Raw genomic sequence first — 23,254 nt, 5'->3', positions numbered from 1 at the left:
AATATAGTTGAACGGCACTTCATTTTTTTCTGGAATAAATGTGAAACGTTGTATAAAATAATCAAGAAAGCCAAAAATTATAGGGGGAAAGTTGTGAAGAAAAATAAGAGTTTAATAAGTTTTTTAGGAGTGTTTATTATGTTGTTTTCTTTTTGTTTTCAAGGAAATGTACAGGCAGATGTAAATACTGTTCAATCTGAAAAAATCAAATCAGGAAACGTCACAGTATGGGAAGTTGGAAATGTAGCGAAAGTGTTAGCGGATGTGGAGCGTTTAAATTTAAATACAGTAAATGTACCGATTCAAGTAGATATCCCAAATGTGACTTCTACTAACATGGTAATTAATCAAGCGCAAAAGCAACAAGCTATTATTTTAATTCAAGAATTATTAAAGCGTAATATTCAAGTTATAGTGGAACCGTTCCCGTATATTCAGCAGGGGAATGTTGGAGAGACAGAATGGAACCCAAGTAACATTAATGATTTCTTCTGGAATTGGAAGACGGTTATTCTGCAAGATATTTTTAATTCCATTACAAGTAAATACAATGTGTATGGACTAAAGATTGCTTCTAATTTCGTGAATATGGAGTATGCAGAAGGATACTGGAGCGATACAATTGATTTTGTTCGTAATCAGTATAAAGGAAATGTTTTGTATCAAATGAACTGGTGGTTAACAGCAAGCTGGGACCCTTCTTATGAAGCGAAGTTTAAAGAGAAAATCAATCGCCCGTATTTAAAAAAGGTGGATATTGTTAGCATAGACAGTTGGTTTGAAGTGTCAGGAAAAAGAAATCCAACATATGAAGAAGTGAAGCAAAGTTTATTTGCGACAACAGTATATAATCGTGGGCAAAATATTGTTCAACAATTGGAACAATTACATAATGCAACAGGAAAGCCAGTTTACTTCGGTGGATTTAACGTTCCAGCACGTGAACTTGGATTGCAAAATCCATGGAATCCAGATGTTTCAAATGTGTTTTCGAAAGATGTACAATTAAATGGATGGCGTGCTTACCGAGATGTATTAGAACCGAAACCATATTTTAAAGGTTTTTCAATATGGTTTATTGGCTCTAATGATAGTACACATGCGTATCAAATACATAGTAAAGAAGCAGAGGCAGTTATTAGCGGGTGGTACCGAAAATAATTTTTATAAAATAGGTAAGTTTTAAAGTTTACTACATATATTTCTAGTGAAAGGCCTTTCACCATCTTATCACCTAGGGGGCAATCATAATGAAATTTTTGTCTTACCTTACAGTAATATTGGTGATTCTTGGCGGTTTGAATTGGTTATTGGTAGCGTTAGATTACAATGTAGTTGAGAAATGGTTTGGTTCTATGCCGGCGCTTGTGGACACTATTTATTGGCTCATTGGTCTTTCTGCTATTTATCAAATTTTTGATCGGTTCTTTACGAACGACTAGCTATTATTCTTTCATTATTAGAGTGTTAAGTACGATTATGTACTTAACACTTTTTTATATGTCCATAAAAAAGTCTGCACTTGCAAGCGATTCCATCGCGTCTTGCGCCCTAATAATAGAAAACAAATTGACCGTATATTATATTTTAGGTTATAATTCAGAAAGTTTAAAAATTAATGAAAATGCGAAATAGGGAGGTTATGAGGGTAATGGAGAGAGTCTATAATTTTTCAGCAGGACCATCAATACTCCCTTTGCCAGTTTTAGAGAAAGTGCAAAAGGAGCTTGTAAATTATAACGGGACAGGCATGTCTATTATGGAAATGAGTCATCGATCTTCTTATTTTCAAAGTATTATAGAGGAAGCGAGTAACTTACTTCGTGAATTAATGAGCATCCCTGATGAGTATGAAGTTTTATTTTTACAAGGCGGTGCGTCATTACAATTCTCTATGATACCACTGAACTTAATGAATACGTATAAAACAGCTGGATACGTACTAACTGGCTCATGGTCTAAAAAGGCACTGCAAGAAGCCGAAAAAGTTGGGGAAGTACAAGTGATTGCTTCTTCCGAGCAAGAGAAGTTTACTACGATTCCTAAACTGGACGGTTTACTAAGCGATGAAAAACTAGATTATGTACATATTACAACGAATAATACAATTGAAGGGACAAAATATGTGGGAATTCCACATGTAGAAAGAGTGCCGCTCGTTGCGGATATGTCTTCAAATATTTTGTCAGAACAATATGATGTTTCGAAGTTTGGTCTTATATATGCGGGGGCGCAAAAGAATTTAGGACCTGCGGGCTTAACGATTGCGATTATAAAAAGAGATTTAATCGGGGGAGCAGATCGCTCTTGTCCGACAATGTTAAATTATGAAACTTACAGTAAAAATAACTCCTTATATAATACACCGCCATCCTTTAGTATTTACGTAACAAAACTTGTACTAGAGTGGTTGAAAGAGCAAGGCGGAGTATCTGCGATTGAAGAACAAAATAGAATGAAATCTTCACTTATTTATCATTTTTTAGATGAATCTAAATTGTTTACTTCACCAGTTGATCCTGCGTATCGATCACTTATGAACATTCCGTTTACAACACCGTCAGAAGAACTTAACAATGAGTTTTTACAAAAAGCGAAGGAACGCGGCCTTGTTACGTTAAAAGGACATCGATCAGTCGGTGGTATGCGCGCTAGTATTTACAATGCGATGCCAGTACAAGGCGTACAGCAATTAGTAAATTATATGAAGGAATTTGAGCTTGAGAATAGATAGGGAGATGGGGATATGTTTCGTGTTCAAACGTTAAATCAAATTGCAGAAAAAGGTTTGCAAGTTTTTACTGAAGAACGTTATGAAGTAGGAGATAGAATCAATCATCCAGATGGAATTTTGCTTCGTAGCTACTCTTTACATCAAGAAGAGTTTTCAAAAGACTTAAAGGCGATTGCAAGAGCTGGCGCTGGTGTAAATAATATTCCTGTCGAGCGATGTACAGAAAAAGGAATTGTAGTATTTAACACGCCGGGGGCAAATGCAAACGCTGTAAAGGAACTCATTATTGCCAGTCTTATTATGTCTTCACGTAACATTATTAATGGTGTAAGTTGGACGAAAAACTTAGAGGGTGAAGAAGTACCACAGCTTGTTGAATCAGGAAAAAAACAATTTGTTGGATCAGAAATTGCAGGGAAACGTCTAGGTGTTATCGGACTTGGCGCAATCGGTGCTTTAGTTGCGAACGATGCGTTAGCGTTAGGGATGGATGTTATCGGATATGATCCTTATATTTCAGTTGAAACAGCTTGGCGTCTTTCTACACATGTGCAAAGAGCATTTAGCCTTGATGAAATTTTTGCAACGTGTGATTATATTACACTGCATATTCCTCTTACGAATCAAACGAAGGGGATTATTGGGGAACACGCTGTAGAGAAGATGAAAAGAGGGATGCGTCTATTTAATTTCTCTAGAGGAGAACTTGTAGATGAAAAGGTTCTTCAAAAGGCATTAGAAGAAGATATTATTACACATTACGTAACGGACTTCCCAAATGAAAATGTAATAAAGATGAAAAATGTAACAGCGACGCCTCACCTTGGCGCATCTACGTCTGAATCAGAAGAAAATTGTGCAGTAATGGCAGCACGTCAATTACGTGAATATTTAGAGACAGGAAATATTCGTAATTCAGTAAACTATCCAAACGTAGAATTGCCGTATATCGGAAAGAAACGAATTACAATTATGCATCAAAACGTCCCGAATATGGTAGGGCAAATTACAGGATGCTTAGCGGAACATCATATTAATATTGCCGATATGATTAATCGTAGTAAACATTCTTGGGCATACACAATGATTGATATCGATAACGGAATTGATGATATAATAAAAGAGAATATTGTAGAAAATATAAGCAAAATTACAGGTGTTGTAGCCGTTCGAATGATTGTGTAAAGGAGAGAGGAATGTGGCAAAAATACGACCGTTTCGGGCCATTCGTCCAGTAGAGGAAAAAGCGGCACAAGTGGCAGCTTTACCGTATGACGTATTAAATAGTGAAGAGGCAAGGGAAGTTGTAAAAGGGAATCCATATTCTTTCTTGCATGTTGATAAAGCAGAAATTGATTTAGATCCTGAACTGTCACCGTATGATGATCGCGTGTATGAAAAAGCGGGTGACAATTTAAAGCAATTTATACGAGAAGAAGTGTTCATACAAGATGAAGAGCCAGCGCTATATATTTATGAACTGACGATGCAAGGAAGAATGCAGTCAGGTCTTGTTGTTTGTACATCTATTGATGAGTATGAAGATGATACAATTAAAAAACATGAAAGAACACGTCATGAAAAAGAGCTAGATCGTATTCGCCACGTAGATGTGTGTGACGCCAATACAGGTCCGATCTTTTTAACGTACCGTACAAAAGATGAAGTAAAGCATTTAATTAGAAGCTGGAAAGAAGAGCATGCGCCAATTTATACATTTACAGCAGAAGACGGTGTTAAGCATATTGCGTGGAAGATTGCAGATGGAGATGTAATTACGACTTTAGTAAACGCATTTGAAGATATTCCTAATCTTTATATTGCAGATGGGCATCACCGTTCTGCATCAGCTGCAAAAGTAGGACTTATGCGAAGAGAACAATATCCAAATTACACAGGAGAAGAGGAATTTAATTTCTTCTTATCGGTTCTATTCCCTCATGATGAATTATCGATTTGGGACTATAACCGAGTTGTGAAAGATTTAAATGGCTTATCAGAGGAACAGTTTTTAAATCAAATTACGCAGTACTTTTATGTAGAAGAAGCACCTGTTTCTCCGTATAAACCAAATGAGCCAAAAACATTTGGTATGTATGTAAATGAGAAGTGGTATAAGCTTACTGTGAAAGAAGAAACATTTGATGCGAATGATCTTGTTAGAGGTTTAGATGTATCTATCCTGCAAGATCATTTATTAAGCCAAGTACTTGAAATACATGATCCGCGTTCTGATTCACGCATTGATTTTGTTGGCGGAATACGGGGGCTAGAAGAACTAGAACGCCTTGTGAACAGCGGCGAATACAAAGCAGCATTCGCATTATATCCGACATCTATGGAAGATTTATTAGCAATCGCAGATGCCGGAGAAGTCATGCCGCCGAAATCAACGTGGTTTGAACCGAAACTGCGTAGTGGGTTGTTTGTTCATTCTTTAAAGTAAATATTGATTTCTATAGTTTTGAAAAACCGAAATGATTTTAGTTTCGGTTTTTCTTATTTTACAAGTGTATTTGAGGAGGAGGATCGATGAAGTTGCAAGTAGGCGAAAAAATTACCTTTGAAAGAACTTTTACGAGAGAGGATGTTGTTTTATTTACAGAAGGATCTAAAGATGAACAGGGGAGATTCGCTGTACAAGGACTATTAACATCAACGCTGCCTACAAAAATTGGCAGTGACTATAACGTACTAGCTCGTCAACAAAAAGGACATTCCTAGTATTACAAGAAATGTCCTTTCCACTAAATTATAGGGTATGTTGCTAAAGTTCAAACTCTAAAATTAGTTTACTAGTTTGACCTGTAAACTGATAATTATAGGACCCTCTCAGATTTTCTAAGTTACTGGTAGCTTTAATAATTGTTCCTGGGGAATCTAAATTTCCTTTATCAAATATTCCTTGCTCTATAGCTGTAAATGTCCCTTGTTGCCCCTTATAAATTCCTTCGAAGTGTAAAAAACCAGAAATTTTAGCAGTAGCCAAGTGACCATCATTTATATTTGAGTCCAAATAATATAATAAGTATTCAACAAAAGCTTTTCCTTGTAATTCCCCATCGATATCATATTCAACATGAGCAATATTAATAGGAAAATCTTTTCTAGTATCATCAATTGGTTTTTCATCCCATTTACTTACTGTAAATGTTACTTCCATACACGTAAATCCCCCTTTATCATTTGAAAAGTACTAATTCACAGTCATATCGTTATCTTATCTCAGAATCACCTGCGCCTCCCCATGAAGGACTTACTGTCGCCACGATATCTCCTGCTTGTAACCTCTATGGTTTTATTAACATGTTAACTCCGCTGCTACAGAATGTAATGGACTACGGCTATACAAACCGTAGAGTTGAAGAACATTGTACATGACATTAGTTTCTCCGCCTCCAATAAGTTCACCTGCTGTAATTTGAGAATTTAGTATTAGTGCTGAATATAGGAATAATCTACAAACATTTTTGGTTAAAATTTACATTTGAAAATCACAGTATGCAACATTGCATGAGGAAAACGGTTGTTATTTTTATAACCTGTAACTATAATGATTACAGGTTGGTCGATACCAATCAAAAATAAAATCATCATGAATGGAGATGTTTCATAATGGGTATGAAAAAAATAATTTTAGCAGGTGCTTTAGGGATCGCAGCATTATCAGGAACAAATGTACCAGGATTAGAACTAACAAAAGCGAGTGCAGCTTCTATTGAATCGAACTTCTCGACGTTAGAAGGACGAGTAGTAGAAGTAGATAACGGTGTAATTGTTGTTAAATCTAAGCAATATGAGGAACCTGTTAGTGTGTATATTGATTCACTTTCAAACGTTAAAGTAGGAGATGAAGTAAAAGCTACTGGATCTATGATGCGTAATTTTACAGAATATATGGTTGCAACTGCAGTTGAAAATACAACAAACAAGTTAGGTATGCATATGAAAGAAGATGGCTCACCTGATTATGTAATTGGAGAAGTAGCAAAAGTAGGAACGATGGAAGATGAGGGAGACGGTGCTACTAAATATGTCGTAGTTGAATATCCATCGCTAAATGGGAAGAAAGATATTATTGATGTTTTCTTAACAAAGGGACAAGTATTTAATACGGGTGAGAAAGTAAAAATTGATATGAAGTATGTAGGCTGGGGCGGAAGTTCTATTAACTGGAACACAGTTGATCATATCGAAAGAGTTCATGAAGCAAAGACGAACACTGAAAATAATGATGATGTATGGATTTGGTCTTAATAAGGCGAGTATAGGTCGTTATTTGCAATTTTCTCCAAACAATACATGTAAAAACTAAATGTATCATGCAGTACCCATCTAATTCTCATTGCGTATGACAATTAGATGGGTACTTTTTTATTTGAAATTTGTGCAAGTCAATGTTCAGCATTTCTTTTTAAGAGTAAATTACGGGTGAAATCAAAACTTTATTTGCAGTACATAATAAATAATGTTGATTTTTTATCCTATATTAAAATAAAAACAAACCACTGTTCGATTTGAATATTCCACGATATAATAGTGAGAGTTTATGGCAGAATAAATATTTACATAAGAAGTGAGGTACTGTATGAAAAAAAGAACGACAGACATTATTTTTATTATTATCGGTGCATTTCTTTTTGCGTTAGGTGTCAATTTATTTGTTATTCCGAACGAGTTTGGTGAGGGCGGGGTAACAGGTATCACGATTATTACGTACTATTTATTTGAGTGGTCACCAGGTTTAGTTAACTTAATTTTAAATGCGATTTTGTTAATAGTCGGTTATAAATTTTTAAATAAGATTACAACGATTTATACGATTATTGCTGTAGTGACCAACTCGCTATTTCTTCATTTAACAGAAGGCTGGACGATTGCTTCTGATGAAATGCTCGTAAATGCCATTTTCGGTGGAATATTTATTGGGTGTGGTATTGGTCTAATCATTCGTGTTGGCGGAACAACTGCAGGTACTACGATTTTAGCAAGAATGACGCATAAGTATTTAGGCTGGAGTATTAGCTATGGTCTACTGTTCTTCGATTTAATCGTTGCGTTTTCATCTTATTTCATCATTGGTGCAGAAAAACTGATGCTGACAATTATTATGTTATATGTAGGAACGAAAGTAATGGAATTTGTAATTGAAGGTTTAAATCCGAAAAAGGCCATCACGATTATTTCTGATAAACCAGATGAAATTGCTGGGAAGGTGACGACTTTAATGGGTAGAGGGGTTACTGTGTATTCAGGTCATGGCTATTACACGAAAACTCCGAAGGAAATTCTTTATGTTGTTATTAATAAGCAAGAAGTAGTGAAGCTAAAGCGGATTGTTCAAACTACAGATCCAGCTGCGTTCATCGCTATACACGATGTTCGTGATGTGTTCGGAGAAGGATTTGTTGATATTTCGAAGGCTTAGAAATTGTTTTTGATTAAAATAATCTTAATACTAAAACGTAAGAATCTATTTTGAATCATCTGTTTTCAAAATAGATTCTTTTTTAATTAAACGCCAGTCACTTTCAGTTCAATCTTTTACGTTCTAAAGAAAACCGCCGATAAAGCGCTCCAGTCTGTTCTTTAATTTTGAAATGTGAGAGTTGAATAACGATGGATTATATGTGATTTTTTAATCTACTCCCCATGAGTTTCGCCATTTGTTTTGCATCTGGATTTTCTTCATCGTACAATTTCTCAATAATGTTAATATAATCCGTCTCATTTCGATTTTGACTTAATTTATATGCAGCCTGGATGTCTCCCACCTTAACCTTAAATCCAACTATACCTTTCAGTTCATTTTCTAAGAGAGTAGGGGAAAGTTTATCCCATAATACTGGATTTTCACGATGCTCTTCATATTTTTTCAGCATTGTTGTTAATTCATCTATTAATTCCTCTTTATCTAAAATACTTGCTTTACCATATATATGGACAGCTTGATAATTCCATGTTGGAACTTCTTCATTTTCATACCAAGAAGAAGAGATATAAGAGTGCGGTCCCTGAAACATTATAAGAACATCCTCACAGGTTTCAAATGTTCTCCACTGGGGGTTCCCATAAGCCATATGTCCAGTAATAAAATAATCATCACCTTGTTTAGTTAACCCAAAAGGCAAATGAGTTGCGATTGGTTTCTCTTTTTTTGTTGTGACGATTGTTCCAAAAGAGTTTTTTTGAACAAAATCCCAAATTTCATCAACATTTGTGACTTTAAAATACTTTGGAATATACATAATAGCCCACCTCTCAAAAAAGTTATATGAGTGTTTTGATCATGATAAGGTCAACTTGTTCGTCATCGCCCATATAAAAGGAGTGAGAGCCAGCTTGTACAAAACCTAAGTTCTTATAAAAAGCAATAGCATTTTCATTTTTTTCCCATACGCCTAGCCAAATATTCTTTTTATTATTTGCTATTGCAATTTCAATAGCATTATTTAGTAGGTGTTTACCAAGACCATGTTTTTGAAAGGAGCTCTTTATATAAATTCTCTCGACTTCAAGTGATTCATCGCCCATTTCTTCAGACTGAGCATCATCAGTATTGATCTTCAGATACCCAGCAATTTCATCGTTGAAGTAGACAAAAAAGAATTGAGAAGAGTTATTGGATAATTCTTTTTCTAATTGCTTTAAGTTAAATGCCTTTTCCAAATAATGATGCATATTTTCGGGTGAATTTTGATGTTTAAAAGTTTCATTAAATGTTTCATAACTAATTTCTTGAAGTTTGTGTATATCTTTAAGGGTGCACTTTTCTATATGTGTAGTCATATTAATAGTTCGCTCCTTTATATAATCAATAATCTCTCTTATTTCCCTTTTTTACAAATTCCCAATCTTTTTCTATATTTTTTCTTACTCTTTGAAGAAGGTTAGAAATAGTTTCCGCTTCTGTTTCCGAAAATCCCTCTAATGCAACAGTATTTGAATAATCGTTTTCTCTTTTAATAAAAGGATAGACGTTTTTCCCTTTTTCTGTTGGGAAAAGTTTTTTGATTTTCTTGTTAGATTCATCTTCTTTCTTTTCGATAAATCCATTGAGTTCAAGCTTTTTGATAGCACGGGCTGCGGTTGTACGATCTACTTTTATCATCTCAGATAGCTTTTCTTGAATGATTCCTGGGTTTTCACATATTCGCACAAGGTACAAATACTGACCTTTTGTAAGCTCATATTCTTTAAATTCTATATTACTAATAGAATCTAATGCCCTTGCAATCATGCCAATTTCACGAAGAATTTCTTTCATAATGAACTCCTTATCTTTTATTTTTATTGCAAATGCAACAATTTGAAGTTACATTTAATATAAAATATTTTTATTGTAAATGCAACAAAAATAACGATGAAGAGGTTGATTAAAATGAAGTATGTTTTTTATGTATTAGGAATTTTAATATTAACCCTTGGTATTTCTTTCACAATACAATCAGATCTTGGAACGTCACCTTTTGATGCGCTTTTAGTAGGACTTTCTTTAAATGTGGGACTTACTGTGGGAAGCTGGGAAATAATAATAGCTTTATTATTAATATGTTGTAACTCAATTTTAAAAAGACATAGACCAGAGATACTAGGGTTGTTAACAGCATTCATAACGGGTATTGGTATTGATGTGTGGCTATTTTTATTACGCAATTTAATTACACCTGAAATATGGTACAGTAAAATGATTTATTTTGGAATCGGATTAGTTATTACAGGATTAGGAACTGCAATATATTTACAAACAAATTTTGCTCCCATTCCAATTGATCGATTAACTTTAATCATACAAGAATTAACTAGAACGAATATCTTTATATCACGAACATGTATTTACCTTATATTCTTAATAATGGCAACGATTTTACATGGACCAATTGGTGTTGGGACTATATTAACTGTTTGTTTAGGTGGGCTATTACTGAATTTCTTTATGCCACTTACTAAAAAAGTAATAGATCACTTATTCGTACACCAGAGTACAACATCACCAAGTTATAAGAGTAATAAAGCAGCTGACCACAATGATAACAAGAGTATCTTCTAAGGAATCCTTTTCTTTTTCTTGCAAAAAATCCAATTGTTTCTTAATGTAGTGATGTAGCAGGATGAACGAGAGAGGGTTTAATGAAGATGATACATATTTTATTAGCTGATGACGATAAACATATTAGAGAGTTATTGCATTATCATTTACAAAAAGAGGGGTTTAAAGTTTTTGAGGCGGAAAATGGAAAGGTAGCGCAAGACGTATTAGAGAAGGAAAACATTCATCTTGCGATCGTAGACATTATGATGCCTTTCGTTGATGGTTATACGTTATGTGAAGAAATACGGAAGTATCATGATATTCCTGTTATTTTATTAACTGCGAAAGACCAGTTAGTGGATAAAGAAAAAGGATTCATTTCTGGTACAGATGATTATATCGTAAAACCATTTGAACCAGCTGAAGTCATTTTCCGTATGAAAGCTTTATTACGTCGTTATCAAATGCTGAGTGCAGATATTATTACGTTGCACGGAACGACAATTGATCGAAAAGGTGTGGAAGTAAAGTGTAACGGTCAAACAATTTTGCTTCCTTTAAAGGAATTTGAGCTATTATCACAACTTGCTAGTTATCCTGGAAGAACATTTTCAAGAGAAGAGTTAATTGAACTAGTATGGGGAATGGATTTTGAAGGGGATGAACGAACAGTTGATGTTCATGTGAAAAGGCTCCGAGATCGTTTCTCAAAACGAACGGATGATTTTCAAATTACGACAGTACGCGGACTCGGATATAAGTTGGAGCTGAAATAAAATGAAATCACTATATTCTAGATTTGTATTTATGACGGTCGGTATTATGCTACTTAGTAGTATTATCGGCTTTTTATTAACGAACGTATATTATCAAGTGAAGTTAAAACCGTATAACAGTGAGAAGATTTTAAAGTATGCGGAAGAAGTTAAGTCATTATATGAAAAGCAAAGTGAAGAAAATCAAGAGACGTATTTGCATTCTATTGCAAAGTTAGGGTATGAAATTTATATTGTCGATGATCAAAAGAATGGAAAGCGTATCGGCAATGCGTTTCGTAAGACGTCTATTAGCGATGCTACTGTTCATAAAGTATTGCAAGGAGAAACGTTTAATGGTATTTCTACGTATCCAACGCGTCTTTTTATTACAGGATTTTTCGATAATGAATTAATAAATAGTGTTGGTGTACCGGTAAAGCACGGTGATAAACAGTACGCGTTATTTATTCGTCCTGACATTCAGAACCAATTTGGCGAGATGCGAATTTTCTTAGCGGTATTACTTGGGTTTATCGTACTATTAAGTATTATCTTTATAGCGATTGCAGCAGGTTATATCGTTCGCCCAATCCGTAAATTTACGAAGGCTACACAAAAAATTGCGAGTGGGGAATATGAAATTGAATTAGATGTAAAACGAAAAGATGAAATAGGAACGTTATCCACAAGCTTCCAAAAGATGACGAAGAGTATTAAAGAACTAGATGAAATGAGACAAGAATTTGTTTCGAACGTTTCACATGAATTCCAGTCGCCGCTTTCTTCCATACAAGGTTTTTCAAAAACGTTGCAAACAGAAAAGATGAGTGAGGAAGAAAGAAATCATTACTTACAAATTATTGAAGGCGAAAGTAAGCGAATGTCTAGTTTATGTAAACAGTTACTGACGCTCGCTTCATTAGATAAAGAGGAAAAGGTTCTACAAATAAGAGAATTCAATCTGCAGAAGCAAATTAAAGACGTCATTTTTATGCTTGAGTGGAAATGGCGCGAGAAAGATATTGCCGTTGAATTTGATGTGCCAGATATCACTATAAAAGGTGATGAAAACTTACTTCATCAAGTATGGAGTAACATTTTCACGAATAGCATCAAGTTTTCAAACGATGGTGGAACGATTGAGTTTTTTGTCGAAGAGTTAGAGTCTAGTGTCATTATCTCTATATCGGATAACGGAATTGGTATGGAAAAAGAAGAAATGGATCGTATTTTTGATCGTTTTTACAAAGTAGATACAGCAAGGGCAAGAAACGTAGAAGGTAGCGGTTTAGGATTATCAATCGTGCAGAAGATTGTTGAACTGCATAACGGAAACGTTTCGGTATATAGTACGAAGGGGGAAGGGACCACTGTTCGGGTGGAGCTTCCTAAATAGATGGAAGAGGCTGTTTGAAAATGGCCTCTTCTTTTTTGTCGCTAGTATACGTGTGAAATGAAAAAATATGAGTCATTTTAATTGCATAATCGGATGAGTTTATGGAGTGGGATTAGGAGGAAGTTTATTTAAAAATGTAGAATCTCTACAGAGTTAGAGGGAGTGTATTAAAACTTGAACTGTGTAGGGAGGAAATTACTTTGAAACGAATTGACTTGTTATTAAACACACTAGATTCAACATTCGATAAAGAGAGTTGGTATGCACCGTTTAAACATGCTATAGAAGGACTTACAGCTGAACAGGCTATGTGGAAACCAGCTGGAGAGACAACGAATACCATTTGGGAGAATGTTAATCATCTCACTTATTACAAAGAAAGACTTGCTGCAAACTTGGAAGGACGTGAATGGACACATAATCTTGACGGTAATGACACCTTTTATCTTACTAAGCAATCTAATAATGATACGGAATGGAAGGAAGTCGTTGAACGCTCTGAAAATGCTCAGCGTAATTTAAGACAGGTATTAAGTGCAATTTCTGAAAGAGAGCTTGAACAAAATTCACTTGAAGGTAAATTACTGGACATCATGCTTCATGATGCTTATCATACAGGCCAAATTATTCAATTAAGGAAAATGCAGGGGGCATGGCCATCAAAGCGTTAACGGAACCTTTTAGTTGGTGCTATTGTTGAATAAATTTTAGATATTCAAACGACTTCATTGGTATATTTTTAGTGAAGTATTTTACATCCAAAATGAAATAATTATATTTTTAACCCCGTCCCCAATTTAGAACGGGGTTATGTTTGTTCTGTTATAAAGCCGCACCTTTCCCGCACTCTTCTTTAAACTGAAGCTCAAAAGTATCCGCTGTAATTTCATCAGCTTTTGGAAAAGCCCGTAATTTCGGATGAAGTAGCCATACGAGGGAAATGAATAAAATCCCGATGCTAGCAAGCGCGAAAATGAGTTGGCTACTATATACATTCGCAGTGTATCCGCCAATTAAAGAGCCGAGTGGCATAGCAATTGTGCCCATGCTTCGTGTGACTGAATTGATACGCCCAAGATATTGGTTTGGAATTACAATTTGACCAATAGTCGCAAATAATATGTTGGTCGCACCAATTGGTATCCAAGCTAAGCCGAATAAAAAAATGGATAACCATTGAAACGGTACAACTGTAGAGAGAAACCAAAAGAAAGCGCCAGTCGCAAAGCTAATAATGGAGACACGGCCAACATTATGTTTACCAACCCATGAACTGAATAGTGCTCCAATTAAACAACCGTCGGATATAGCGGCTAAAAAGAAACCATATAATTTTACACCGCCTAAAGAATCAGCGAAAGAAGGGAGTATTGCCATCGTCATACCGATTGAAAAATTAGCGACAACGGAACCGATTAAGAATACGCCCATTAAGGAACGGAAGACAATTGAAAAACCTTCTTTTAAATCAGAGAAATATTGTTTAGTTGAAAGTGATGTGCCCGTTTCGGTTTGCTTTGGTATTTTCAATGAAAAGAACAAAAGGGCAGTAATTGCGAATGTGAAAGAGTCAATTACATATAAAGTGATCGCGCCAAATAGTGCTACTAATATTCCAGAAAGCGTCGTACAAATTAAATCAATGCCTTGATATGCAAATGAGAAGAGTGAATTTCCTTTTAATAATTGTGTTTTATGCAGTAGAAGTGGTAAAGCTTTTGATTGTGCGGGATAGGCGAATTGTTCAATAAAGGCTACGATAGGCATGATGATGAGTAGTAGGTGGACTGTTAGTAGGTCGAAGTAGTGTGTAATAGGAATGATTAAAATAAGAATGCATTGCAGAACTTGTGTAATGACGAGGGTGTTTTTAATGGACCATCTATCAACGAATGGACCAGTAAGAAATTGTAATGCAGAAGGTAATAACGTAAGGGAACCAGCCAATCCAGAATAAAAAGGATTACCACTTAATTTGTATACGAGCCACATCGCGGCTACATAATACAAACTATCTCCTATGTTGGTGAAAATTCTTCCTAAAAATAATAAGAGGAAATTCCGGTTTTTTAATATGTCCACTTTATCTACTCCTTTATAATAAATTTATTCGGTAAAATAAATTTGACCGTTTATGTAAAAAAAATCGTATTACGATTTTTCTTCTTTTTTAATAAATTGCTGCATTGTTCTCTCAGCGATTTGAAGTGCAGTAGTAGAAATATAATAAGGTTTACTATTCGGATCTTTATCTGCACCTTTTGTAATTTCGTTTAATTCAGCCATTAATTCATAAAACTTTTTTACCCACACTTGAAATTGTTCTGGCGTAGCATCAAATTCCCAGCAGGATGAAACGTAATTCCACTTAGCTGGATCTTCACTTGCATTTCGTAATGTAAAAGCTTCTTCTGGTGCAGCGAGAATTTGGCTTTTCGTTCTTTCTATCATTTGTAAAAAGATTTGGCGACCTGATTCGCTTACTATCTCTAAATGAGGTAATAGATCTGTAGCAGGGGTGAAGCCTTTCGCGACAGATTGATAAAACTTTTGAATAATCCCATTCTTTTCCTCTGTATAAACGATCTCTATAAGACCATTCTTTTCTAATTCTTTTAAATGATAATGAATTTTCGCCCTTGAAATGCCGAATTTCTCAGATAGTAATTGTCCAGTATAAGGACGTTCGCATAGACGTATCATCATTTCGGCACGTAGTGGATCGCTTAATGCTTTTAGTTGGCTATAAGTAGTTAGTGTTAATACGGGCTTCAAAATGATCAACTCCTTAAATGAAATTACTCGGTCAAGATTATTTGACTGAATTGTATCAAGGATTTCAATTATTTTCAATACTTTCTGAAAATTAAATCTTACCCTCTGTAATCTTCTGTTCATATTCCGTTCATATTTCTTTTTTATGATAAGTGCATAGAAAGAAAGAGGAAGGAGCGAGCGAAATGTTTTTAGCTCTGCGTGAATTAAAACAATCAAAATTACGATACGGATTAATCGGATTGATTATGGTGTTATTATCATTTTTAGTCCTTGTTATTTCAGGATTAGCAAATGGATTATCATATGATAATGCTTCATCGATTCAAAATATGGAGGCAAATAAGTTCGTTTTAGCAGATGATGCGGAAAATAAATTACTTCGTTCACAAATTAAGAAAGACGATGTAGATAACGTAGTAAATCAAGTAGGTGACAAAGAGGCAGTTCCGTTTCGTGTGAAAGTTTCAACATATGAAAAGAAAGATAGTTCGAAAAAGGTTGATATCGCTATTTTCTCAAGCGAACGAGATTCATTTTTAGAACCGAACATTGTAAAAGGTGAGAAATTAGGTACAGCAAACAACGAGATGGTTGCTGATGAATCGATTAAAGAGAAGGGAATCGATATTGGAGATACAATTATCGATCCTGTTTCAAAGAAAGAATTTACAATCGTCGGATTTACGAAAGATCAAATGTTTAGCCATACACCAGTCGTTTATGTAAATGAAGACGTATGGGGATCTATTTCACAACCAAACCAAAAAGATTATAGTGCAATTGCACTTAACACAGATAAAGAAATTAAAAATGCTCACGTTATCGATAAAAAAGAAGTACTGCAAAGTATTCCAGGATTTAAAGAAGAGCAAGGAACATTAACGATGATCATTGCGTTCTTACTTGTGATCGCTGCGTTATTAATTGGTGTATTCTTCTATGTTATTACACTACAAAAAACACAGCAATTAGGTGTATTAAAAGCAATTGGTACAAAGAACTCATATTTAGCAAATAGTTTAGTCGTACAGGCGTTATTCTTATCAGTCGTTGCGATGGTAATTAGTATCGTTCTTGTACAAGGGTTAGAACAAATTTTACCAGCGGGTATGCCGTTCTTATTAACAACACCGATGATTGCACAATACGCAGCAATCTTTATCGTAATTAGTATTTTAGGAACACTTATTTCGTTATACCAAGTATTAAAAGTTGATGCATTAGAAGCAATTGGAGGCGGGATGTAATGACTTCATTATTGAAATTAGACAAAGTAAGTAAAGTGTACGGAGAAGGGAATACGGAAGTAACAGCCCTTCATCCGATGTCGCTTGATGTGAAAGCTGGAGAGTTTATCGGAATCGTCGGTCCTTCTGGATCAGGGAAAAGTACATTATTATCAATCGCAGGTGCACTATTATCACCGTCAAAAGGGGATATTTACATTCGTGAGCAAAATATTACGAAGCTATCAGAAAAGGAAATGACAGACATTCGTTTGAAAAAAATCGGCTTCATTTTCCAGTTTGCAAATCTTGTTCCATATTTAAATGTGAAAGAACAATTGCTTTATATTGCAAAGCTAAAAAAAGAAAGTAAACAAGAATCAGAAAAGCGTGCGGATCATTTATTAGCGGCATTTGGATTAGGAGAAAGAAAAAATCATTATCCAAATCAACTATCTGGTGGGGAAAAACAAAGGGTAGCAATTGCTCGTGCGTTCATGAACAACCCAGATTTAATATTAGCGGATGAGCCAACGGCAAGCTTAGACTCAAAACGCGCACGTGAAGTTGTTGAAATGATGAAACGTGAAGTGAAAGAGAGCCAAAAAGCAGCAATTATGATTACACATGATGAAAGAATGCTTGATGTATGTGATCGTATATTGACGCTTCGAGATGGACAGTTAATATAAAGAAAAAGGCCAACCGTATATGCGGTTGGCCTTTGTATCATTGTTTTTAATAAGTATAATGGCTTTATTTTGAGAATAACGTTTTAATTTTATTGCGTGTTATTAATAAAATCCCGCCTAATACAGATAGCATTCCTAGAGCCATATTGTTTGATTGCTCGCTACCAGCGTTAGGAAGTTCTTTAGCGTTATTGTTTTTAGTACTATTATCTGCTTGCGTTTGTTTAGACTGTGACACTTCATTAATCTTGTTATCAACATTTTGCTTCGTTGTATGTAACTCAGCTAATTTGTCGTCAATTTTTTTCTCAGTATGCTTAAAGTCGTTGATTTTAATATCTAAGTCTTGTTTTTTCTTTGTTAAATCGTCTGAAACAGTTTGTTTCGATTGTTTAATTTCGTTAATTTTATTTAGTAAATCTTCTCTAGCCTTTTGTAATTCAGCTAGTTTGTTTTTTACATCTTGTTTAGCTAGTTCTAAGTTAGCAGAAAGACTGTCTAAATTGCCTTTAATTTTCTTAAGTTCCTCTAACGTGTCACCAGTATTCGGCTTGTTTTCTTTTAGTTCAGCGAGTTTGTCTTCAGCAGTTTGTTTCGCTTTTTTTAACTCAGCTAATTTTTCATCTACTTGTTTTTTAACTTCCTTAAGTTCATTAACCTTTTGATCAATGTTCTCTTTATGTTGCTTCATTTCATTCACTTTTTCATCGACAGTTTGTTTATGTTCTTTAATCTCATTCACTTTGTTATCGATATTTTGCTTATGCTCTTTTACTTCAGCAACTTTATCTTCTACTTGTTTTTTATGCTCTTTAATTTCAGCGATTTTATCTTCGGCGATTTGTTTGTCTTGCTGAAGTTTTGCATCTAACTCTTGTTTATGTTGTTTAATCTCGTTAATTTTTTCATCAGCAACTTGTTTACGTTCATGTAGTTCATTCACCTTCGTATCAACATTTTCCTTAACCTTGTTAAGTTCATTCAATGTTTGATCCACGTTTTCTTTGTGTTGCTGCAATTTCGCATCTAACTCTTGTTTATGTTGCTTAATTTCAGCTAATCGATCTCCCGTACTTTGCTGAGGAGTAGCATCATTTACTTCCGCATGAGCAGGGTTCGCGCCAGCAATCATTGCTAAAGCTAGTGTAGACGCAGCGATTGTTTGTTTTGTTTTCATATTTTTGTACCTCTTTTCTTTCATATGCATGAACTGTTTTGTGTAAAAATGAGCATATAGAAGTAGATTATCTTATTATTATATACTATGTTAGGCGCTTAGAGGAAGGATTTGCATAATAATCTATGATTATGTAATTTTTATAATCTCTTATTTGGGGTAGGGGATAAACCTTTAGCTAGATGAACAATTTCTTCTATAGTAAAGCTTACATCTTTATTATTGCGAATAACAAACAAATAATCAGCCTCGTTTTCTACAGGATCTACCACATTATCGTGAAGTGATTCAGTTTGTTGTCGATCAAGTACTTCTTTGAAACTAGAATATCCACCTCTAAAAATATTCGTACTTCGCGTGCTTCGAGCCACTCTTTCATAAAGTACATCATCTGGAATGTCAAAATGAACTAATATGCGTACATATTCATTCTGTGGAAATAATTCGTTTAGTAAATAGAATCTTCCGTTTTTACTGCGATTGGAATTACAAATAATAAGGTGTAAATTTGTATGTTCTTTCGCATAATCAACAATGAATTTTGAAAGACTGTGCTTTAGTGTATTTGATCCTTCTGTCGGTTGTAATTTTTCATAATGCGTGCTAATAAATTCAGCTTGATTATCTTGATCCATAACGAAAGAGTGGGGTAACTCTTTTTCTAATGCTCTTGCAAATGTAGTTTTTCCACTGTGTGTTTTTCAAACTGTAATGATGACTAATCTTTTCATGACGCCCTCCATTTGTATTGTTATGAACTGGAATATTCAGTGTAGATCGAAATCTTCCTGCTAGAGATTACACAAATTGTTGGAGCGTTAGTAGGCTGAAAACTTGACAAAAAAACTTATTTATGCTATAATTTACCAATATAAAAATAAGGTGTATAATAGGGTTCTCCTGGCCAGGGGAACCCTATTTTTGTTGTGAAAATGAAGGAGAGTGTATGTGCGTGAAACAAGGTGAAGCAAGTGTAACGTCGTTAGTATCAGCTTTCAGCAGGGCATATCATAGTGAATTTGATAATCCGAAAATCTTTGATGATTATGTAGCTAAAGAGTTCATTTCGCCAAAAAAACGAATTAATATTGAAACGAATATGGTTCAAGGAATACATTTCTTCAATACAGACATTGCACAGCAGTTTCAAGATAATCCACAAGAAATATTAAAATGGATTACACAAGTGCAATTATCACCAACACCTTTAGCACGTGCTGCATATTGTGAAAGAGTATTACTACATGAAATTACATTAGGAGCGAAACAATACGTCATACTCGGTGCAGGCTTAGATACGTTCAGTTTTAGACACCGAGAATTGGAAAATAAAATAGAAATATTTGAAGTGGATCATCCTTCTACGCAGGTGTTTAAGAAGGAAAGAATAAAAGAAACAGAACTTGAAGTTCCAAAAAACCTTCATTTTGTTTCAATGGATTTTACGAAAGGATTTTCCTATGAACAGTTAAGCAATGAAGGATTTGAACATAAAAAGACTTTCTTTAGCCTTTTAGGTGTTACGTACTATTTAACGAAAGAGGAACTTGCTAGTTTATTAGAATGTTTATTCGAGATGGTTCCGGCAGGCAGTTCTATCGTTTTTGATTATCCCGATGAAAACTTGTTTACAGAAAAGGGACTGTCCAATCGAGTTGAAAATATGGTAAAAATGGCTGCGGTAGGCGGAGAACCGATGAAATCATGTTTTTCTTATGCCGAAATGGAAGCACTGTTAGAGAAGGCGGGCTTACTCATTTATGAACATTTATCGCCAGAAGACATAAATAAATTATATTTTGAAGGACGAAACGATTATTTGAAAGCTTTTGAGACAGTGCATTATGTGCATGCGGTGAAAAGGTAGGAAATTAGTAGGCATGGGGAGGAATCTCTGTGTCTTTTTTCTAATGATATAACCGGATTCAGGACTTTTAACCAACGTGAAAAGTCCTGAGTTAGAAAGTATGGTAGAGTGCTACTGTCAGAAGGAATCTTTTTTTATGTTTTCTATTACTAACGGCGGAGTTGATCTACAGCATCTGCCGCATCCCTTGCCGCATTTGCAGCCTGTTTTGTTGTACGTATTTGCTGTTTCAAAAGAGTATTTTGTTCTTCTAACAAAGTATGCTGCACTGTACTTGTTTCAGTAACTTGCCAGATTGCTAAAGCTTCTTTTAAATCATCTGCTGCTCCGCTTTCTAGCGCTACTATACATGCATCAATTTTTTTGACTGAAAAATACTTAATTGGGATTGGTATACTACTTTGAAATTTTTGATCATATTCTTGAATTTGAGGGTCATATTTAGAAGCAGTAAATTTTCTAAACACGTGTATTATAGATGGCCACGCAGCAACAAATACAATTAAAAAAAACCACATAATAAACATACTACTTGTATCATTATAACTAAATAATCCTCCTGGTAAGATCATCAATAATACGAATGCAATTAATATCCCAGGTATACGGCTAGGACGTTTGTGTATCTTTTTCATGATACTTTCATAAGAAGTTACATAATATCGACCCTCTTTTAATCTTTGAACCCATTCTTCCTTTTGCATATACATGGCACCATCCTTTTTTTGTGAAGTATATTACTACTTAATTATATAACTTAAAGGGATAAATAAACAGAAAATTCAGTGTAAAATATTTTTTCGCCCTGTAGGAAAATTATTTCATTTAATAAATCTATCTAGTTGTAGAGTATGCTCTAGTTTTTAATCCTTATATACTACATCCATGAATAATATGCGAGATTCATTATATGATGCAGACAACGGGAATATCGATACATTGGGATTTAGTAAACATTCAAAAACCAGGGTATGGAGGTGGTGAAATTTGGTTTGATGATGTACTGATAAGAAAAAATGGACATTTTATTTTACAAGAGTTATTCAGATTAAATGAAGAAAATTTGAAGGGGTAAAGCGCTTTATTGAGAGAGTGTAAAATAGATTAAAATACAACATACCAAACCAAGAGATTTATCGTGTAACTTTACATTCATTTAATATTAATAGGATACTTGAAAAGGTAGCGCTATGGAGTGCAAAAAACAACAAAATCTCTTAAAAAACACTTAATTTTTTACTCCATCTATCTTTACAATCCCTCCTTATAATGTGAATTGGACAAGCACCTAAGAGAAAGCAGAACATGTCAGTTTGTACATTCTATTATTAGGGGGAGAATTTGTATGAAAAAGACAGTTGCTTCGTTAGCAGTTATGGCGGCATTATTACCGACGTTTTCAGTGCATGCGGAAGGGAAAGAGCAAGCCCGAAAATCAGCTACAACTTTTAATGTTATTAGTGATATTCAAGGGGATTTAGGGGATTTTGATCATGTGCTAAAAGATATGAACAAAGTGACGCCACTTTCTAGAGCGCTTATTATGAATGGGGATATAACGCCGACTGGACAACAGTCACAATATGATGATGTAAAGCGTGTGTTAAATAAAAATAAGCATCCAGAAAATGTATGGTCTACTGTTGGGAATCATGAGTTTTATGCTGGTAAATGGACAGCGGATGGGAAACTCTCTCAAAGTACATGGCCAAATGGTGTAACTGAGGAAACTTTATTTAACCGCTATCTGAAATTTAGTGGACAAGAAAAGGTATATCATAAAAAAGAATTAGATGGTTATCCGCTTCTATTTTTAGGGACGGAAAAATATATGAAATACCATGATTCAAAAATGTGGGATGAAGTATATATGAGTGATGAGCAACTAGGTTGGCTAAAACAAAATTTAGAAGAGTACAGCCAAAAAGATAAAAATAAACCAATTTTCATTTTCTCTCATCACGTTTTACCTGATACAGTATCTGGATCAAGACAATCACCATATTTACAAGACTATTTAAACGTTGATAAATTGTACGATATATTAAAAGACTATCCGCAGGTCGTTTTCTTTACGAGTCATACGCATTGGGATTTAAACTTACCGGACTGGGCTGGTAAAAAGAAAATTGCAGGCGGAGATAAAAAAGGATTTACTGTTGTAAATACGGGCGGGATTGAAACGGGCTGGATGTCGGCTGGACCAAATGGAGGAGAGAGGACTGCTCCTGATGGCTATTCATTTAAACAAGGGTTGCAAGTGAAAGCATATGGTAACGATGTAATTGTGACAGCTTACGATTACAAACGTGATAAGGATATAAAGAAGTTATTAATTAGTGATTCAAAAATTGCGCAGATGGCACCAAATGTAACAGCAGATGATAGTAAAAATATAATTGTCGGTGCAACTGAATATATGGAGTACACTATAGAAGGAACGAATGAGTGGCATACGTATAGTAAAGCAAATCCTCCGAAATTTGATGGAGATAAAGTCGTATACGTACGCCATAAAGGTGAAATGAATTTAGAGCCGGGATTAACGCAGTTACTTCGTTTTACGGTAAATAAGTGATTGGAGGGAGTCTGCA

At 34.7% G+C, this 23,254-nt stretch carries 23 protein-coding genes and 3 pseudogenes; 17 read left to right on the top strand and 9 right to left on the bottom strand.

What is annotated here, in order from left to right; translation table 11 throughout:
* The first annotated feature begins 93 nt into the window (after window positions 1-93).
* The 6 genes and pseudogenes from V6946_RS16580 to V6946_RS16555 all read left to right on the top strand — a co-directional run.
* The gene (locus V6946_RS16580) at window positions 94-1,161 is read left to right on the top strand and encodes a glycoside hydrolase family 113 (protein ID WP_006922823.1); all 1,068 of its coding nucleotides are present in this window, start codon (window positions 94-96) and stop codon (window positions 1,159-1,161) included.
* 89 nt (window positions 1,162-1,250) lie between these two features.
* On the top strand, window positions 1,251-1,442 hold the full coding sequence (locus V6946_RS16575; protein ID WP_000670805.1) for a DUF378 domain-containing protein: 192 nt from the start codon (window positions 1,251-1,253) through the stop codon (window positions 1,440-1,442).
* A gap of 209 nt (window positions 1,443-1,651) precedes the next feature.
* Window positions 1,652-2,734: a 3-phosphoserine/phosphohydroxythreonine transaminase gene (serC, locus tag V6946_RS16570; RefSeq protein ID WP_366981860.1), complete on the top strand. Its 1,083-nt coding sequence runs from the start codon at window positions 1,652-1,654 to the stop codon at window positions 2,732-2,734.
* 12 nt (window positions 2,735-2,746) lie between these two features.
* Window positions 2,747-3,919 carry a 3-phosphoglycerate dehydrogenase family protein gene (locus tag V6946_RS16565; RefSeq protein ID WP_000490228.1) on the top strand — a complete coding sequence of 391 codons (1,173 nt, stop codon included), beginning with the start codon at window positions 2,747-2,749 and terminating at the stop codon, window positions 3,917-3,919.
* Window positions 3,920-3,932: 13 nt separating this feature from the next.
* The gene (locus V6946_RS16560; protein WP_006922820.1) at window positions 3,933-5,180 is read left to right on the top strand and encodes a DUF1015 domain-containing protein; all 1,248 of its coding nucleotides are present in this window, start codon (window positions 3,933-3,935) and stop codon (window positions 5,178-5,180) included.
* 86 nt (window positions 5,181-5,266) lie between these two features.
* Window positions 5,267-5,440: pseudogene (locus V6946_RS16555) on the top strand (dehydratase); the annotation flags it as partial.
* A 61-nt stretch (window positions 5,441-5,501) separates the two neighbouring features.
* Here V6946_RS16555 and V6946_RS16550 read toward each other — a convergent pair.
* On the bottom strand, window positions 5,502-5,897 hold the full coding sequence (locus tag V6946_RS16550) for a DUF3224 domain-containing protein (RefSeq protein WP_006922816.1): 396 nt from the start codon (window positions 5,895-5,897) through the stop codon (window positions 5,502-5,504).
* Window positions 5,898-6,349: 452 nt separating this feature from the next.
* Between V6946_RS16550 and V6946_RS16545 the strand changes: the two genes are divergently transcribed.
* Both V6946_RS16545 and V6946_RS16540 read left to right on the top strand, forming a co-directional pair.
* Window positions 6,350-6,991 carry a F0F1 ATP synthase subunit alpha gene (locus V6946_RS16545; protein WP_006922815.1) on the top strand — a complete coding sequence of 214 codons (642 nt, stop codon included), beginning with the start codon at window positions 6,350-6,352 and terminating at the stop codon, window positions 6,989-6,991.
* Window positions 6,992-7,322: 331 nt separating this feature from the next.
* Entirely contained in the window at window positions 7,323-8,162 is an 840-nt protein-coding gene (locus V6946_RS16540) for a YitT family protein (protein ID WP_000747497.1), read from the top strand.
* A gap of 196 nt (window positions 8,163-8,358) precedes the next feature.
* On the opposite strand, the gene paiB is transcribed toward V6946_RS16540, so the two are convergent.
* From paiB to V6946_RS16525, 3 genes are read right to left on the bottom strand one after another with little or no spacing between them, the layout of a single operon-like run.
* Window positions 8,359-8,982: a protease synthase/sporulation negative transcriptional regulator PaiB gene (gene paiB / locus V6946_RS16535; RefSeq protein ID WP_000275824.1), complete on the bottom strand. Its 624-nt coding sequence runs from the start codon at window positions 8,980-8,982 to the stop codon at window positions 8,359-8,361.
* Between the two features lie 22 nt (window positions 8,983-9,004).
* Window positions 9,005-9,523 carry a GNAT family N-acetyltransferase gene (locus tag V6946_RS16530; protein WP_000207064.1) on the bottom strand — a complete coding sequence of 173 codons (519 nt, stop codon included), beginning with the start codon at window positions 9,521-9,523 and terminating at the stop codon, window positions 9,005-9,007.
* 25 nt (window positions 9,524-9,548) lie between these two features.
* The gene (locus tag V6946_RS16525; protein WP_000658990.1) at window positions 9,549-10,001 is read right to left on the bottom strand and encodes a MarR family winged helix-turn-helix transcriptional regulator; all 453 of its coding nucleotides are present in this window, start codon (window positions 9,999-10,001) and stop codon (window positions 9,549-9,551) included.
* A gap of 114 nt (window positions 10,002-10,115) precedes the next feature.
* Here V6946_RS16525 and V6946_RS16520 point away from each other — a divergent pair, with 114 nt between their 5' ends.
* The 4 genes from V6946_RS16520 to V6946_RS16505 all read left to right on the top strand — a co-directional run bounded on the left by V6946_RS16520 (window position 10,116) and on the right by V6946_RS16505 (window position 13,591).
* Window positions 10,116-10,784 carry a YitT family protein gene (locus V6946_RS16520; protein ID WP_000878277.1) on the top strand — a complete coding sequence of 223 codons (669 nt, stop codon included), beginning with the start codon at window positions 10,116-10,118 and terminating at the stop codon, window positions 10,782-10,784.
* 80 nt (window positions 10,785-10,864) lie between these two features.
* Entirely contained in the window at window positions 10,865-11,542 is a 678-nt protein-coding gene (locus tag V6946_RS16515; protein ID WP_006922810.1) for a response regulator transcription factor, read from the top strand.
* A 1-nt stretch (window position 11,543) separates the two neighbouring features.
* A complete protein-coding gene (locus V6946_RS16510; RefSeq protein WP_006922809.1) occupies window positions 11,544-12,920 on the top strand; it encodes a cell wall metabolism sensor histidine kinase WalK in 1,377 nt (458 codons plus the stop codon).
* Between the two features lie 200 nt (window positions 12,921-13,120).
* Window positions 13,121-13,591, top strand: coding sequence for a DinB family protein (locus V6946_RS16505; RefSeq protein ID WP_006922808.1), 471 nt, complete (start codon window positions 13,121-13,123; stop codon window positions 13,589-13,591).
* 151 nt (window positions 13,592-13,742) lie between these two features.
* Here the strand turns inward: V6946_RS16505 and V6946_RS16500 are convergent, their stop codons facing one another.
* Window positions 13,743-15,002 (bottom strand): MFS transporter, encoded by a 1,260-nt coding sequence (locus tag V6946_RS16500; RefSeq protein WP_033692555.1) that lies wholly within the window; start codon window positions 15,000-15,002, stop codon window positions 13,743-13,745.
* A 69-nt stretch (window positions 15,003-15,071) separates the two neighbouring features.
* Entirely contained in the window at window positions 15,072-15,695 is a 624-nt protein-coding gene (locus tag V6946_RS16495) for an ArsR family transcriptional regulator (RefSeq protein WP_000805790.1), read from the bottom strand.
* Window positions 15,696-15,880: 185 nt separating this feature from the next.
* On the opposite strand from V6946_RS16495, the gene V6946_RS16490 reads away from it, so the two are divergent.
* Window positions 15,881-16,945, top strand: a complete 1,065-nt coding sequence (locus V6946_RS16490) for an FtsX-like permease family protein (RefSeq protein WP_006922800.1) — start codon at window positions 15,881-15,883, stop codon at window positions 16,943-16,945.
* Complete coding sequence (locus V6946_RS16485) at window positions 16,945-17,616, top strand: ABC transporter ATP-binding protein (RefSeq protein WP_000202606.1); 672 nt, start codon at window positions 16,945-16,947, stop codon at window positions 17,614-17,616. Before V6946_RS16490 ends, V6946_RS16485 begins: the two co-directional genes overlap by 1 nt.
* A 64-nt stretch (window positions 17,617-17,680) precedes the next feature.
* Here V6946_RS16485 and V6946_RS16480 read toward each other — a convergent pair whose 3' ends face one another.
* Together V6946_RS16480 and V6946_RS16475 are read right to left on the bottom strand one after the other, a co-directional pair.
* Window positions 17,681-18,793, bottom strand: a complete 1,113-nt coding sequence (locus tag V6946_RS16480) for an LPXTG cell wall anchor domain-containing protein (RefSeq protein ID WP_006922797.1) — start codon at window positions 18,791-18,793, stop codon at window positions 17,681-17,683.
* 140 nt (window positions 18,794-18,933) lie between these two features.
* Window positions 18,934-19,524 (bottom strand): annotated as a pseudogene (locus tag V6946_RS16475) (AAA family ATPase).
* Between the two features lie 215 nt (window positions 19,525-19,739).
* Here V6946_RS16475 and V6946_RS16470 point away from each other — a divergent pair.
* Complete coding sequence (locus V6946_RS16470; protein WP_006922793.1) at window positions 19,740-20,660, top strand: class I SAM-dependent methyltransferase; 921 nt, start codon at window positions 19,740-19,742, stop codon at window positions 20,658-20,660.
* A 149-nt stretch (window positions 20,661-20,809) separates the two neighbouring features.
* Here V6946_RS16470 and V6946_RS16465 read toward each other — a convergent pair whose 3' ends face one another.
* Window positions 20,810-21,370, bottom strand: coding sequence for a hypothetical protein (locus V6946_RS16465; RefSeq protein WP_006922792.1), 561 nt, complete (start codon window positions 21,368-21,370; stop codon window positions 20,810-20,812).
* Between the two features lie 137 nt (window positions 21,371-21,507).
* Between V6946_RS16465 and V6946_RS16460 the strand changes: the two are divergent.
* Window positions 21,508-21,735: pseudogene (locus V6946_RS16460) on the top strand (aminopeptidase); the annotation flags it as partial.
* A gap of 270 nt (window positions 21,736-22,005) precedes the next feature.
* Window positions 22,006-23,238 carry a DUF4073 domain-containing protein gene (locus V6946_RS16455; RefSeq protein ID WP_006922783.1) on the top strand — a complete coding sequence of 411 codons (1,233 nt, stop codon included), beginning with the start codon at window positions 22,006-22,008 and terminating at the stop codon, window positions 23,236-23,238.
* Window positions 23,239-23,254 lie beyond the last annotated feature (16 nt).

Source organism: Bacillus sp. PPSBB_2, from assembly GCF_045291115.1.
In the GTDB taxonomy this organism is placed as follows: domain Bacteria; phylum Bacillota; class Bacilli; order Bacillales; family Bacillaceae_G; genus Bacillus_A; species Bacillus_A cereus.
The sequence above is the reverse complement of the archived record's forward strand: the minus strand, read 5'-3'. Positions and strand labels throughout refer to the sequence as shown.